Origin of the sequence: Rivularia sp. UHCC 0363, from assembly GCF_034931125.1 — a bacterium.
Taxonomy (GTDB): Bacteria; Cyanobacteriota; Cyanobacteriia; order Cyanobacteriales; family Nostocaceae; genus Rivularia.
In genome coordinates this window covers 1-14,803 of the sequence record NZ_JAYGHM010000079.1, presented here as the reverse complement: position 1 = coordinate 14,803, position 14,803 = coordinate 1, and the positions used below count along the sequence as shown (strand labels likewise).

At 36.6% G+C, this 14,803-nt stretch carries 12 protein-coding genes; 11 read left to right on the top strand and 1 reads right to left on the bottom strand.

Annotation, left to right across the window (positions count from 1 at the left end):
• Window positions 1-10: 10 nt before the first annotated feature.
• A complete protein-coding gene (locus VB797_RS30010) occupies window positions 11-877 on the bottom strand; it encodes a WYL domain-containing protein (protein WP_323241430.1) in 867 nt (288 codons plus the stop codon).
• A gap of 98 nt (window positions 878-975) precedes the next feature.
• On the opposite strand from VB797_RS30010, the gene cas3 reads away from it, so the two are divergent.
• The 11 genes from cas3 (at window position 976) to cas2 (ending at window position 14,516) form a co-directional block, all read left to right on the top strand.
• The gene (gene cas3, locus VB797_RS30005; RefSeq protein WP_323241429.1) at window positions 976-3,153 is read left to right on the top strand and encodes a type I-D CRISPR-associated helicase Cas3'; all 2,178 of its coding nucleotides are present in this window, start codon (window positions 976-978) and stop codon (window positions 3,151-3,153) included.
• Between the two features lie 761 nt (window positions 3,154-3,914).
• Window positions 3,915-4,133: a DUF433 domain-containing protein gene (locus VB797_RS30000; RefSeq protein ID WP_323241428.1), complete on the top strand. Its 219-nt coding sequence runs from the start codon at window positions 3,915-3,917 to the stop codon at window positions 4,131-4,133.
• Window positions 4,134-4,425: 292 nt separating this feature from the next.
• Window positions 4,426-4,875, top strand: a complete 450-nt coding sequence (gene mntA / locus VB797_RS29995) for a type VII toxin-antitoxin system MntA family adenylyltransferase antitoxin (RefSeq protein WP_323241427.1) — start codon at window positions 4,426-4,428, stop codon at window positions 4,873-4,875.
• 5 nt (window positions 4,876-4,880) lie between these two features.
• A complete protein-coding gene (gene hepT, locus VB797_RS29990) occupies window positions 4,881-5,324 on the top strand; it encodes a type VII toxin-antitoxin system HepT family RNase toxin (RefSeq protein ID WP_323241426.1) in 444 nt (147 codons plus the stop codon).
• Window positions 5,317-8,739, top strand: a complete 3,423-nt coding sequence (gene cas10d, locus VB797_RS29985; protein ID WP_323241425.1) for a type I-D CRISPR-associated protein Cas10d/Csc3 — start codon at window positions 5,317-5,319, stop codon at window positions 8,737-8,739. Before hepT ends, cas10d begins: the two co-directional genes overlap by 8 nt.
• A 115-nt stretch (window positions 8,740-8,854) precedes the next feature.
• Window positions 8,855-9,886 carry a type I-D CRISPR-associated protein Cas7/Csc2 gene (gene cas7d, locus VB797_RS29980; RefSeq protein WP_323241424.1) on the top strand — a complete coding sequence of 344 codons (1,032 nt, stop codon included), beginning with the start codon at window positions 8,855-8,857 and terminating at the stop codon, window positions 9,884-9,886.
• A 5-nt stretch (window positions 9,887-9,891) separates the two neighbouring features.
• Window positions 9,892-10,623: a type I-D CRISPR-associated protein Cas5/Csc1 gene (cas5d, locus tag VB797_RS29975; RefSeq protein ID WP_323241423.1), complete on the top strand. Its 732-nt coding sequence runs from the start codon at window positions 9,892-9,894 to the stop codon at window positions 10,621-10,623.
• Window positions 10,624-11,123: 500 nt separating this feature from the next.
• Complete coding sequence (gene cas6 / locus VB797_RS29970) at window positions 11,124-11,945, top strand: CRISPR-associated endoribonuclease Cas6 (RefSeq protein WP_323241422.1); 822 nt, start codon at window positions 11,124-11,126, stop codon at window positions 11,943-11,945.
• Between the two features lie 360 nt (window positions 11,946-12,305).
• Window positions 12,306-12,899 carry a CRISPR-associated protein Cas4 gene (gene cas4 / locus VB797_RS29965; protein WP_323241421.1) on the top strand — a complete coding sequence of 198 codons (594 nt, stop codon included), beginning with the start codon at window positions 12,306-12,308 and terminating at the stop codon, window positions 12,897-12,899.
• A gap of 80 nt (window positions 12,900-12,979) precedes the next feature.
• A complete protein-coding gene (cas1d, locus tag VB797_RS29960; protein ID WP_323241420.1) occupies window positions 12,980-13,984 on the top strand; it encodes a type I-D CRISPR-associated endonuclease Cas1d in 1,005 nt (334 codons plus the stop codon).
• Between the two features lie 259 nt (window positions 13,985-14,243).
• Window positions 14,244-14,516, top strand: a complete 273-nt coding sequence (gene cas2 / locus VB797_RS29955) for a CRISPR-associated endonuclease Cas2 (RefSeq protein WP_323241419.1) — start codon at window positions 14,244-14,246, stop codon at window positions 14,514-14,516.
• Window positions 14,517-14,803: the final 287 nt, after the last annotated feature.

Sequence of the window (14,803 nt, the reverse complement as noted above, 5' to 3'; positions counted from 1 at the left end):
TAGTAGAGATTCAGTCTTTAATTTCTAAATCGTAGGCTTGGCAAAGGGATTTGAGGTTTTCTCGGAAGCGCGATCGCACTTCTGGGGGGGAGATGATTTCGCAGTCTTTGCTGTATCTAGTAATTTCTCGGAAAAACCAAAATGTACCTGATATATTTCTTACAACTCTTTTTCTCGGTGGTTGGCCTTCTAATTCGCTAACAAATATATCTTCAGTTTTACGTTGGTAAGCGAAAGCTAAACCGCTAGATAAATGAAATTCTACTGCTATTCTTTCTAAATCTTTTTCCCAAACTTGATCGATTGAAACCACCGCAGCTTCTTGAATCCTATCTAAACGCAACGTCCAATTATGCTGTAATCCTTCCACATCTTGATTACCTTCCGATTCTTCCGCACGACACATTAAATACTGACGCTTTTCTATTGGTATAACTTGAGCGTGTAAAACGGTGTAACTCCATAAACGCTCTGCTGCATCTTGATACGACAAGCGAAATGGTTGCTGTCGGTGAATGAAGTTATCTACCTGTTTTCTCCAAACTGGTAAAGGATTGTTGAGAAAGATTTCAATTTCTTCACGGAAAGGAAGAGTTAATTCGCTTCTAGATTTTAATAACTGCGCTATTTGTTTGGCTTCATCGGTTTTACCTAAATCGATCAAAGCCTTACGGGCTGTTTCTAAAGCCTTGATACGTTCGTTCGTCCAGTCATTATTAGGAGCAATAATCAACTGATGACGCGCTATATATTCTACTAGTTTTGAGATGTTAGGGCGATCGCCCCAAGTACAGCCAAATTCTAGGGCTAAGTTTTCTAATTCGGCTTTGTCGCTTTCTCGCAGCGATAAGGTTATGGATTGACCTTTTCTACTCATTTTTTATACGGACACTTTTATACGGATATACCTTGTCAATCTCTATTTTGAATGCCATGATGTGAATTGACAACAACTTACGGACACTGTTTAGTGATATGTCCGAATTTAATATTCAACTCAAATCTGTATATTCTTGTCCTGCTGATGAGATACCTTCATCTGTAAATTTACCTGATGGATGGACGCTTGTATGGCATCAACTAGAGACACTCAAAGCATTACGCAATCCGGAAATAGACGTTGTGATCAATACAGCGATGACGGGGGACGGTAAAAGTTTAGCGGCTTATCTGCAAGTGCTTCAGGGAGAGAGTTATGCTATCGGACTATATCCTACCAATGAACTCGCACGAGACCAAGAAACCCAGACAAAAGGATACATTGAAACATTTCAACCGAAAAATAAACCTCGCGTTACAAGGTTAAGTGGTGCAGATTTAGAGATTTATGCAGAAAATGAAGGTTTAAAAAAAAGTACTGCGCTTTCAACCCGCACCCATCAATCAGAAGTTGTACTGACAAATCCAGATATCTTTCACTATCTACATCGTGGTGCTTATTTGATTCCCGGTGATAGTCCCGATAAATTATGGGGAAGGATTGATAAAGATTTTGATTTATTTATATTAGATGAATTCCACGTTTTTGCAGCCCCTCAAATTGCTAGCGTTATCAATACGATGCTGTTGATTCGGTTTACCAACCGTCGCAAGAAGTTTCTGTTTCTTTCAGCTACACCGGATGAGCAATTAATTGGGAAGTTGCAAAAAGCGGGTTTCCGCTGCAAGGTTATTAATCCCCTTGAAGAAAATAAATATCGATTTCCAGAGACTTTAGAAGAATCCCTTGAATTAGAAAATCAAAAATGGCGACAAGTTTCCCGTCCAATTTCCTTAAATTTTATATCTTTAGAACCAACTTTTAAAGCTTCTGAAACCTGGTTAAAAGAGAACAGCAATTTGATTTTAGAATACTTTCAAAATTATCCAGGTAGTAAAGGTGCAATTATTCTTAACTCGATTGCAGCAGTCAAGCGACTAGTACCGTTTTTCAAAGAATTATTTCAAGAGTATAATTTAACTGTTGGCGAAAATACAGGCTTATCAGGGAAAACACAAAAAGAGCTTTCCTTAGCAGCAGATTTAGTTTTAGGAACCAGCACAATTGATGTCGGTGTAGATTTTAAAATCAATTTACTTATCTTTGAATCAGCCGATGCAGGTAATTTTATTCAACGTTTGGGAAGATTGGGAAGACATGATGGTTATCAGAAAGATGGTGAAGATATCAAGTTTGAGAATTATACAGCTTATACGCTGATTCCTAACTTTTTAGTAGAACGTTTATTTCAAGGAGATTCACCACCCTTGCAAGCAAACGGTGTTTACGAACGTCCTTTCTTTCATAATAAAATTATTGAAAAATATCGTCAAATCAACGATTTTCGCGGTTATTATCGTCGTTGGGCTGGGGTACAGTCAATTCAGATTACCTGGAAACTGAAACATAAAACAATTCAACAACAATATGCAGATAGCGTAAAAGTATTTAGTCAAACTTGCGAATCAGTTTTTGATACTAAATTAAGTCGGGTAGCTGGATGTATTAAAGGATGGGAAAGAAAATGGTTAGAAATTTCCGGTGAAAAAGGAAATCCAATTGCTGAGGATGCTTCAAGTTTCCGGGGTTATAGTACTTTGCAATGTGGAATATATGATTTAACAGAGGTAAATGAAGCAGATAGATTTAAAACCTACGATTTACCGGGAATTGTGGCAAATTTGGATATTGAAATGCTAACAGAAAAAGCATTTATGGGTACTTTGAAGGAAACCGCTACCCGCATTAAACAACCGATTCCCAAAGGTAGATTCGCTTACTGTCTGGGATTTATGAAATTGCGTAACTACCGAGAAGAAAGACTGAATTGGAAATTTGTCTATCCTGAAGACTTGCAACCCATCGCTGATGCTTGGAAAGTTCAAGTACTCAAAGGTGTAGAAATTTGGCAACCCGATAACCCTTGGATTGGTGAAATCAATAAAAAGCTGAAGAAAAAAGGTTTGGTTTGTTACGTGTTGCGTCATTCAGTTACGGAAGTGCGAATGCGATCGCGCTTACCGATGCATTTCCAGATATATCCGATTTGCGATAAGTACAGTATTAATGATGCAACTGCACCTTATTCTATAGCCTTTAGTCAGTCAGCGCTGTTGTTGGATACTTTGGCTTATACGTTTAAGGGTAAGGGGGATGAGACTTGGATTTGTTAGGGGTTTCAATCCCTGATAGGGATTAGTCAATTTAAACATCTTGACAGATGTTGCAGGTATAAAGCTTACGGTAATAAGCACAGACTTATTCGTTTCAATCCCTAATAGGGATTAGAACCTGCTACATCAGATTGCCATATCGGGTTGAATAAGTCAAAGCTTATAAAATTGTTGAATAACTCTGAGCTTTTATAAAGTATTGACATGAGCTATCGCATTCTGTATTGTCAGAAACAAATCGCTGAAGTCCAGTTGTATTGAGCGTTTGGGCTTTAGGATTCGTTAAATAAAATTTACAATGGAGGTAATAAATAATAGTGCTTGCTAAATTGACTAATCTTGAACGATTAATTGCAATCCTCAAGGATGAAAAATGGCACCCAAGCGACGAATTAGCCGCAAACGTTAGCTGGCGATTTGGACACACAGTGTTTGAAGCTCGCAAAAAAGGGTACCAAATTCAGAAGCAAAAGCTTACTCATAATCAATATGAGTATCGGATGCTAAGAAAATAACAAAACTCATAGCTTTGGTGGGGTTTTCCCTAAAAAACTGGGTAACTCCACCAAAACCGGGAAGGAAGCCTTATATGTAGCTTGCGGTATTAAGTTCAGACGTAGGAATTCTAAACCCCCGAAAGCGGTTAAGCAAATGGTTGGTTGAGTACCTCAGAGAACAACAAACCTAAAGCAACTTAATTTGAAGTAAGCTTCCTTCTCTTTCTTAAAAATACAAAATCTTAAATATCTTGAATCCAAATCATGAACGAGCAAACACTTTTAAACAGAATCACAGTTAATCCCAAAATATTTGGAGGTAAACCCATAATTCGCGATCGCCGTCTTGCAGTTGAACACGTTTTAGGAATGTTGGCTGCTGGTGATACGTTTGAAACTTTACTGGAAGGTTATCCGTGGTTAGAAGCAGAAGATATACAAGCTTGTTTAGTTTACGCACCCAGGTTAGTTGGTTATAAATGAGTTGAAATCTTATTCATGGATTTTTAAGGCTAAAGCTATGGATTATCCTGCAATTCATTTTATACGGACACTTTTATCCGGACAAGTCTTGTCAATCTTTATTTTGAATGCCATGATGTTAATAACAAGTCACGGACATAGCTTTAAAACATACTCTAGCCAGATTTAGCAAGAATTGTAATTGAGTTATCTGTACATAAATAATACAACTAAAAAAACGAACTTCCCGTTCAAAAAATAACCTGTTAAATTATGATATGAAATTAAATTCAAAGATTTTAAGTTAATAAAAATGAGTAAAAATAATTGCACTCCAACAATCAAAGAGCTTAGAGAACTGTCTCAACAGCTTCCTGAAAAAATCCCTTATTTAAAAATGCTGGTTTTATTTGGTTCCAGAGCAACTGGAAACACTCATGGCAACAGTGATTGGGATTTTGCCGTTCTATACGATGAAGATAAACGAAATTATTGTACAAACAATAATCCAGGTGCATTATTTGAATTGCCGATGTTGATTGGAGAAACTTTGAATATAAATCCTGACAACATTGATATCGTAGAACTTAATCATTGTTCTTGGTTGATTTCACATTTTGTTGCTCGTGATGGAATTCTACTTTTTGAAAAAGATTCTGGAGGTTTTGAATATTTCAGATTAACTTCATTAAGAGATGAATCGGAATTGAAAAAGTTTAGACAAGAACAACATCAACTTATAAAAATAGAACTGAGCCAGTAGATAAAATGAATAATATAAACACTGAAATAGTTTTAAAAAAACTGAGTTCAATAAATAGAGATATTAAAAGGCTAGAAGAGTTTAGCTCGCTTACTGTGGATGAATATTTGAATGATTATCGTAAACAGCTTCCTGTAGAAAGACTTCTAGAATTAATAATTCAAAATGCGATAGATATCAATTCGCATATATTATCTAAGCTATATCCTGGCAATAATCTGACTAATTTTGAAACGTTTATTGAACTTGCCAAATACAATGTTATTTCTGCTAACCTAGCGAAGCGAATAGCACCATCTTCGGGTTTAAGAAACCGACTGGTACATGAATATGATGACATGGACTCTAGACAAATTTTTACAGCAATTAGTTTTGCTTTACAACAATACCCTCTTTACGTAAAACAAATAAACGAATATTTGATTTCATTGGATGTAGATAATGAGTAAAAAAGCCAAAGATTTAGAAACAGATAAACAACTATCACTATTTGAAATAGACAATGAATCTGAAGCAGAATCAGATAATGATTGGTTAGATGACGAAGATGTCGATTTTGGGTTTGAAACTTCTGACAGGACTATTGAAACTGCACAGGAATTACTTACATATAAGCTATTACGAGAAGCTATTGAATCGCAAAACCCCGACGATCAAGTAATGGCTGATTTTGCAAAGTATGTATTACCAAACTTATTGCAGATAGCTATCGGTGTTACCGCAAAAGGTGGGAAATATTTTGATAAATTAGACCAAAAGAACGAAGCGGAAGGTAAAGCAAAAATTAGAAGGGATAATGCTGGCGATCAATCTTTAAATACTCACCTTCTTAACGGGTTATTTCCTGCTAATTTAATTGAACGTCGATTAGTACAACTTGATACTACCGCAATGCGGGTAGTGCGAGAAGAAGAACGTCGTTTGGTAGTTGCTGGGTTTATCCTCCATGACTTTGAAAAATTCCCAGATGTACCAGATGATTGTCGCAAGTTACCTATAGACAAACACCGTCAAATTATCGATCAAAAGGTTCTCCAGTTGGGTTTGGATAAGTTTATCAATCCTAATGAACCAGAAGCCTATAAACAGTATCTAGATGATTTGTTGTGTATGGCTTACAATGCACAGCGACGCTGGGATACGAACTGGAATTTTTCGGAATTTGGATTAAATCCAGTGATGCGCGATCGCACTCTTCGCGCTCTCTCGGAATTAACCTGTTTGGCTGACTCTTTGGCTTCTATTATCAAGCATCCTCAAGATGCACAAAGCTATAAATTTAAGGAGCTTCTTTCAACTCTGAGTGATGATAAGTTGCAGTTTACCTATCACAGCATTGCTGAAAATAGAGGGGTATTAACTAATGTTGTAAATAATGCTTTAATTGCGGCTCATAGCAGTTTAAATACTGAGCAAGATACTTACTACGAACCGTTGCTATATTTACCGACGGGAGTAATTTATTTAGCTTCGCGAGATGCTCCTGCTATATCACCAGAAGATTTACCGGATAGAGTTATTAATACTATTAAATCACTTTGCGCGGGTCAATTACGATTGCGACAAACTGGTTTTGGTAGAGATGGGAAAGGAATGAAGTATGCTGACTACTACAACTTGTTTTTTGACGATGTTGGTTTAATGGAAGTTGGTTTAGATGCCACTTTACGTATTTTACATCCCAAAAAAGATTCTGTTGCAAAAAGTCGCAGTGATAATTTAGTAATTTTTCAAGACAAAGGAGTTTTACCTGGTGATTTTGATTTAAAATTTACTGATGATATTCGTATTGACCAAATAGCAGAATTTGGGGATTTAATTAGTAGAAAAATTTGGGGTGAGAAGGTTAAACAATTTGAAGCTGTACGGAAGAAAGATAAAAAATTACCAGAATTACCTGAATTAGATTTAATTTACAAAGTTGCAGAATTTTGGAATTTAGGTGAATATTTAGCGCAAATTAAAGCAATAGAGGACATTAATAAAAGTCTCAAGGAAAATAAATTAAAAGGTAATACTGGAGGTGTTCCTTATGAATGGTATTACCTTGCTGCTAAATATTTAGAACATAATCCGGGAATTGAGGATGTCAAAGAAATTTGTCAACCAGTTATTGCTTACGTAAAAAGCTTAATTGAACCGATTGTGTCCCAATACAAACTTGCTGATGGTTGGGATGATTTAAGATTGTGGGTTCAACGGGTGGTGATGTTACCGGGTAGCGATCGAGAAGTTACTGTAGAAAATCAAGTTGAAACCTTTCTCGATGAGTTGAGTAATTACAATACTGCTAAAAAATCGGGTAGAGGAAAGCAATTAATTTGTTCGATTTCTCATTCTGCTTATACCGTTACCGAGCAAATGGAATCAGCAGTTTTATTTACACCTCAAGTTTATACAAATAAACAGATGCTGGGAGGTTCAAACGCTAAACGCAATATTTCCAGCATTGCGGGTTTAGAAATGATGCTGAGGCAAATTTTGATGAATCAAACTCAAGCTGTTGGTAAACGGTTTGAAGATGGTAAATACCGCTATCTCTATTTTTATCCGACTTATTACTTCACCCCGGAAACTAATAAGTTTTTACAATTAGCTTACAGTGGTATTGCTCAAACTCGCTTTGATACCAGCATTCGTAATCATTTTATTACTAAAGATTTGCAAGCAACTTTAACTAAAGAGAAATATCAAAGTATTGACGCTTTTTTAATAGATGAAGATTTACAACATCGGAAAAACCTCCCAGAAGATCACCCAAATTATAAAAAAGACCGTACTTTTAAACTTTCCTATCCTGAAGATCAACCATTAACATTTTACTTCATGGCATTACCACCGGGACGCGATTCTAGCGATACCGAATCATGGATAATGCCAAGCTGGTTAGCTTTTGCTTTTCCGATGATTTTAGATGTGAAAACAGTAGTTTCCGAGTCTCCAATTCCACCTTTTAATGATGGTGCTGAATTTGAAGAAAGTGTATTTTTAGATAGCGTTCCTCATGCATTCCGCGCTTTAGTTAAACAAGATAAGTTTCGGTTAGATTACATTCTCGAAGGTTGGCAAGATAATAATAAACATTATTCTGCACCTCTTAACATTTTAACCGCTGCTTATGCAATTCATCTTGACGTTAATGCAAAACAAGGTAAATCCGGTTACGATGCAAACTGGGGTAAATTTACCGAACTAGCAAAAGATTTTGAAACCAGTCCGTTATATGTATTTTCTTATCTCAATCGTTGGGTGAGAAAACAGGGAGTTGAAACAGCAAGAATTGAGAAAATTAAACTTTACGCTTATAACTTTTATCCGTGTTTTGACCCTTACGTTAAATATGATATCAATCAAGAGGAATTAATTGTGGAAGAAGAATCAAGTTTAAATCATCCTCAAAAGTTAACCGAACTTTATCGAAGATTTTATAGAGCTAATAAACGATACAATCCTAAATCGAATGCAGTCTTAAAACCGATTGATATTGCAGCCGAAACTATTCTTAAAGCTGAATTAAGCGTATTTAAAGGAGAAAGTTTAGTTATGGCAGTTGCAGCAGAAGTTTTCAAATTAATGGATAGAGTTCACGCTTCCACTGCTGAGGGACGTTGGGTATTTAATAACAGAGAAAGAGAAGAAGAAAGACAAGCCGTACTTGAATTTGCAAGGTACTTTGTCGAGGATATCTTTGAAAAATCATTTGCTGGCGATCGCGCTCGTTTAGCTGGTAGACAAATCAACTTAATTCGCGATACCTGCGAATTCCTTTATCGTCTGGAAAATGACAAAGAAAACCAACAACAAGGTAATGATTCTAAGAAAGAAGATGATTCAGAAATACTATCCCAAACTGCGAATGAATAAATGCTGACTTTTTTATAGTAAGGACTTTAGTCTTTTGAGAGTTAAAGCTCTTACTGCAAACATTTCATAAAGACGAGAAATAATCCAAAATATAAAATCTAAAATCCAAAATCAAATGACATTCCTAAAATCAATCGAATCCAAATTATTCCACACAGAAATTCCCTACAAACCAATGGGAAAATACGTTCACTTCCTGACAATCCGCGTCACAGAATCTTATCCTTTATTTCAAACAGATGGAGAATTAAATAAATCACGAGTTAGAGCGGGAATAAAAGATAAAAATACAATTAGTCGTCTTTCCATGTTTAAACGCAAACAGTCAACACCAGAACGTTTGGTAGGTCGCGAACTAATGCGTAATTATGGTTTAGTGAAAGATGAAGAATGTGAATATAATGTAAAATTTGCAATGGATAATCCGGACTGTATTATCTACGGTTTTGCAATTGGTGATTCTGGTTCTGAAAAATCAAAAGTTGTTGTAGATACGGCTTTTTCAATTACATCTTTTGATGAATCGCATGAAACATTTACCTTAAATGCTCCTTTTGAAAATGGTACGATGACATCCAAAGGAGAAAATGGTTCTAAACCTGGTGAAGTTACCAGTCGAATAAATCAGCAAGATCACATTCGACCGCAAGTTTTCTTTCCTAGCATTGTGACACTAAAAGACCCCACAGAAGCAAGTTTTCTCTACGTTTTTAATAATATTCTGCGTACCCGTCATTATGGAGCGCAAACCACCCGCACGGGAAGAGTCAGAAATGAATTAATTGGGGTAATTTTTGCGGACGGTGAAATTACAAGTAACCTGCGCTGGACTCAAGCAATTTATGATGAAATGAAAGCTAATAATACTATCAATTCTCCCGAACCTTTAGATGAAGATGATGTGATTGCTGCTGCGAAAACAGCTATAGAATCACAAATGGCTGATGAATTTATTGTACATCAAGATTATCTCAAAGATAATTTTTCAGCATTGCTTAAAGAAGTAAAAGCTATTACCGCTAACGAAGAAGAATTGAAAAAGCTGCTTAAAAAAGCTGATGACGAAGCTAAAGAATATGCCAAAGTTCATATAAAAGGAAAAAACAAGGATAAAGATAAAGACAAAGAAAAAGCAGCAGCGAAGTAATAGCTATGACTATAATTTATTGCTGTCAATTAGAATTACATGACAGCGTTTATTTTGCCACCCGTGAAATCGGCAGACTCTACGAAACCGAACCTGTAATTCATAATTACGCATTGTGTTACGCATTAGGTTTAGTTGATAGCGAAATTTACGCGACTACCGTTGCACAAGAAGATTCCTACCGTTACTTTTGTCCCGAACAAGTTCCTAAATATGAAGAACATCTAACACCATTAAATAACCAAGGAATTTACGTTACTCCAGCACATTCAATTAACCATACATCAGTTCTCAACACCTGGAAATATGCCAATAATAATTACCATGTTGAGATGGAGAAAACCCAGAAGAATATTCCTAGTTTCGGGAGAGCAAAAGAAATTGCACCGGAAAGCCAATTTGAATTCTTTATTATTTCTCAAAAGGATATTGAGCTAAAAGGTAAACTACCAAAATGGATTCGTTTGGGTAAGTGGATGAGTAAAGCTGAAGTTGAAATTCACCAAATAACTAAATTTGAATTAAAAACTAATGATTTTACTTTTCCTCATCCTTTAAATCCCCTGGATGTCATGTTTACTCATCAAGTTGTTAGCTACGACGTGATAAATATGCCTCCCGTAAGCTTGATTCAAAATGTCACTATTAGGAAAGGGGAATTTTATCAATTTGAAAATCCCTTTAATTCCGAAAAACTAAGAATTCCTGCAAAAATGGAGTATCGATTTAAAGGTTAATCATATTAGAAATTGGGTTGCTGTGAATGAAGATGGTACGTTACATACTCACGCAGTAGGCTGTTGATTTTAAGGGAAATTAAGCATGATTTTTCATACAGTTTCTATGACAGCCTTCCTTGTTCCCAGTCGGAGACTATTGATGACAACTTAAGGATATAAACAATTTGTCAATAAGCAATAATGCTTAAATTTTGCTCTGAAAGCCAGGTTGGAAACAGCATTTTTAGTTAAGTAATCGCGAAATTTTGAATCCATGATTCCCAAATTTCGCTAAAAACTCAGTACGAAGCTTGATTTAACGATAATTACGAGTTGACATCATTAATTTCACCTTAAGTTGTCACAAATAGGCTGAGCCTGGGAACGAGAATATGCATGAAGTAAGATCGCCAAAAAAGCTACAGAGTCAACACCCTACTCACGCACCCTACAAGATAGCTTAATATTTTTTGGTATTCCCCAATCCAAAATCTAAAATCTAAAATCCAAAATCGAAAATGCCTCATAGCTTAATCCTCAACCTCATACCAAAATCCCCCATCTACCCGCAATATCTCACCGGGAGACATCTACACGCTTTATTCCTCACTCTTGTCAGCTACGTTGATAAAGAATTGGGAACCTACTTACACGACTCCCAAGCGGATAAAGCTTTCACCCTCTCCCCTTTACAAATCAGCAAAACTCCGATTAATAAAGGCTACAAATTACAAACCCAACATCAAGAACCGATCGCAACTGGTACTCCTTGTTGGTGGAGGATTTCTCTGCTTGATGATGCGCTGTTTGGTAAATTGACGCAACTGTGGCTAAATCTTAACCCACAACAGCCTTGGCATTTAGGTTCTGCTGATTTGTATATTACCAGTATCCAAGGTACCGCTCAATCTACTCAACCTTGGGCGATCGCAATTCCCTATACTCAACTATACGACCAAGCCAGCGACTCGGAGCGGATTATTTCGCTTAACTTTGCAACTCCTACGGCTTTCCGTCAAGGTAAATATGACACCACGTTACCAACAAGAGAATCTGTGTTTAATTCTTTGCTTTCTCGTTGGAATAAATACAGCGGTATTGAATTAACAAATGTTAATCTTGATGCAATCTTTCCTAGCTTTATTAACATTCACACCGAAATAGTTCCCGATTCTCGCAGCAAATTTATCGGTATTATTGGTCAAGTTAGCTATCGAATTATGGGTGATGTTGAAGCATTTGAGATTAAACAAATTAATGCTTTAGCTGACTTTGCTATCTTTGCCGGAATTGGCAGAAAAACCACGATGGGAATGGGGATGGGGAGGAGAGTTAATTAGGAGTTAGGAGTTAAGAATTAGGAGTTAGGAGTTAATAAATTTGTATTTTGTAGGGTGTGTTAACGACAGCGTGACGCACCACGATCTAGAACTTTTTGCGTTACGATATTCCATCTAATATACCCTAAATATTTAGTCTACTTCAGTAGACTTTGGCTATTAGCCCGGAAATTGATTTCCGGGTGGGATGAATTTACAATCCGATATTCTTTTCAGATGGATTAAAACACAACAAGCTGTTAACAGAGCTTACGCACCAAATTTTAAATAATCAAATTCCAAATAATAATGCGTTAAATGGAACATCCCAACGCACCTTACAAGAAGATTTTTTAATCTTATCAACTTTAATCAAACAAAATGAACAATACAGATTACATAACAATAGCTTCCTTAAATCAATATTCCTATTGTCCCCATCGCTGTTGGAGGATGTTTTGTTTGGGTGAATTTACAGATAATCAATACACGATTGAAGGAACGAGTTTACACGAACGAGTTCACACTGTTGGTGATGGAAATAGAGAGGAAACTTGGCAGGTTCGCGCTATTTGGTTGAAGTCGGATCAATATCAATTAATCGGAAAATCGGATTTGATTGAGTTAGAACACGGGGAATGGTATCCGGTGGAATACAAGCGCGGACGTAAGGGTGAATGGGATAATGACGAGTTACAGGTATGCGCTCAGGCTTTGTGTTTGGAGGAAATGACGGGAAATAATATTGCTACTGGCTATGTTTATTATGCTCAAACTCATCAACGGCAATTAGTAGAAATTAACGATGAACTGAGAACAGAAACGATCGCGACTATTGCTGATGTTACTAAATTATTAGAAACCGGAGAAATGCCTCCAGCTATTTATAGTCAACGCTGTAAAGGTTGTAGTTTGTACGAGCAATGTTTACCAAAAGTTGCGGATAAGCTTGCTAAATATTGCGAGGTTGATTGAGATTTTTTTATATTTTAATCTCTGAATGCGGAGATACGCGAAGTTTCACAACGTTTTTAATTATTTTCTGGGAGAAAAACATGGGTACAGTTTACGTTACGCAAGAAGACGCTTTTATTGCGAAGATTGATGAAAGACTGAACATAAAATTTGATAAAAAGTCGATTTTAGATGTGCCGTTACTAAAGGTTGATGGTGTAGTTATTATGGGACGTGCGAGTATTTCACCAGCCGCGATCGCCGAATTGATTCACAACAAAATTCCTCTGACTTTCCTGACAGTTAATGGTAAGTATATAGCTCGTTTGGAGCCGGAAATGAGTAAGAATATCTTTTTGCGAAATGCTCAATGGAAAGCTGCTGGTGAGTCAATTAAAGCTGTTCATGTAGCTAAAGCGTTTGTTAGAGGTAAGCTAAAGAATTACCGCAATTCACTGTTGAAAACTCAGCGAAACTATCGCGACATTGATACAAGTAAGGGAATTAGTCAAATTGAATCTTCTTTAATAACTTTGGAAAAATCAACCACAGTTAATTCGATTCGGGGTTGCGAAGGTTCCGGAAGTGCTGCATATTTTGGCTGTTTTAATGAATTTATTCGTGTCGATGATTTTAGCTTTGATCGTCGCAATCGTCGTCCACCGATAGACCCGATAAATTCTCTTTTAAGTTTGGGATATTCCTTATTACGTCACGATGTTCAAGGTGCTTTAAATATTGTTGGGTTCGATCCATATTTGGGTTATTTACACACAGAGCGTTATGGTAAACCATCTTTAGCGTTGGATTTAATGGAAGAATTTCGTCCTTTGGTTGTTGATTCTTTAGTTCTTGGTGCAATCAACCGGAAAATTTTTAAACCATCAGATTTTGTTACGGAACCCGTGAGTAATGCTGTTTCTCTGACTAAAGATAAATTATATGAATTCCTGAAATTGTATCAAGAAAGAAAGCTGTCAACTTTTAAGCATCCTGTTTTAGGAATTAAAAAAAATTATCAAGAAACCTTTGAAATTCAAGCGCGTTTGTTGGGTAAATATCTTATGGGGGAAACTGATAAATATCCACCTTTAGTTATGAAGTAGTTATAAAAGTTAGGAGTTAAGAGTTAATAATTTGATTTTCTCCCCATTCTTCTATTTCCAATACCCAATTATCCGGGAGCATCCACTTTTGGAAGAAATGGCGATTGGAATATGCCTCCGGTGAACGCGGCTACACAAACGAAGTCCGCCTTACTGGGGACTCTTTGAAACCCGCGTAGGCGGGTTTAGTTTGTATAGCCCCAGACTTCTAGTCTGAGGGCGATCTGCCGAAAGTGGATGCTCCCAATTATCCAATATAATGTTTGTTGTCATTTCCTACGATATTTCTGAAGATAAGCGTCGTACTAGAATTCATAAGATTCTTAAGTCTTACGGACAGTGGATGCAATATTCCGTGTTTGAGTGCGATTTGACAGATACTCAGTATGCTAAACTGCGATCGCGTCTTTCCAAAGTGATTAAACCGCAGCAAGATAGTATCCGTTTTTATACGCTTTGCGCTTGTTGTCAACCGAAAGTTGAGCGAATTGGTGGTGAAATGCCACGGGATAATACGATATTTTTTGCTTGATATCAGCTAGCTGGTTGCGCTAACCTATGGGTGTTGGAAAAAGTCTATTGATTTGAATAGCTGAATTGTTTACTCCGTCTAGGTTTCAGCAATTTTTTCTGACAATGAGGTTAGCGCAATCCTTGAAAGTCTCTTTGTGTATGGGTTTTAGCTTTTTTTCTTATGTCACTATTGACAAGCCATTGGCTGAAACAGTATTTTAGATCAGGTCGGCGCAACTGCACCTTGAAAACTGAATATAGTAAGGGTTCTGGATTGAGCCATTGCAATTCTAAATAATCCCTATT

Coding starts and splice junctions, on each gene's coding strand:
- cas1d (WP_323241420.1), top strand. CDS start 12,980: ATGGGTACAGTTTACGTTACGCAAGAAGACGCTTTTATTGCGAAGATT.
- cas3 (WP_323241429.1), top strand. CDS start 976: ATGTCCGAATTTAATATTCAACTCAAATCTGTATATTCTTGTCCTGCT.
- cas2 (WP_323241419.1), top strand. CDS start 14,244: ATGTTTGTTGTCATTTCCTACGATATTTCTGAAGATAAGCGTCGTACT.
- cas10d (WP_323241425.1), top strand. CDS start 5,317: ATGAGTAAAAAAGCCAAAGATTTAGAAACAGATAAACAACTATCACTA.
- hepT (WP_323241426.1), top strand. CDS start 4,881: ATGAATAATATAAACACTGAAATAGTTTTAAAAAAACTGAGTTCAATA.
- mntA (WP_323241427.1), top strand. CDS start 4,426: ATGAGTAAAAATAATTGCACTCCAACAATCAAAGAGCTTAGAGAACTG.
- cas5d (WP_323241423.1), top strand. CDS start 9,892: ATGACTATAATTTATTGCTGTCAATTAGAATTACATGACAGCGTTTAT.
- cas6 (WP_323241422.1), top strand. CDS start 11,124: ATGCCTCATAGCTTAATCCTCAACCTCATACCAAAATCCCCCATCTAC.
- VB797_RS30000 (WP_323241428.1), top strand. CDS start 3,915: ATGAACGAGCAAACACTTTTAAACAGAATCACAGTTAATCCCAAAATA.
- cas4 (WP_323241421.1), top strand. CDS start 12,306: ATGAACAATACAGATTACATAACAATAGCTTCCTTAAATCAATATTCC.
- cas7d (WP_323241424.1), top strand. CDS start 8,855: ATGACATTCCTAAAATCAATCGAATCCAAATTATTCCACACAGAAATT.
- VB797_RS30010 (WP_323241430.1), bottom strand. CDS start 877: ATGAGTAGAAAAGGTCAATCCATAACCTTATCGCTGCGAGAAAGCGAC.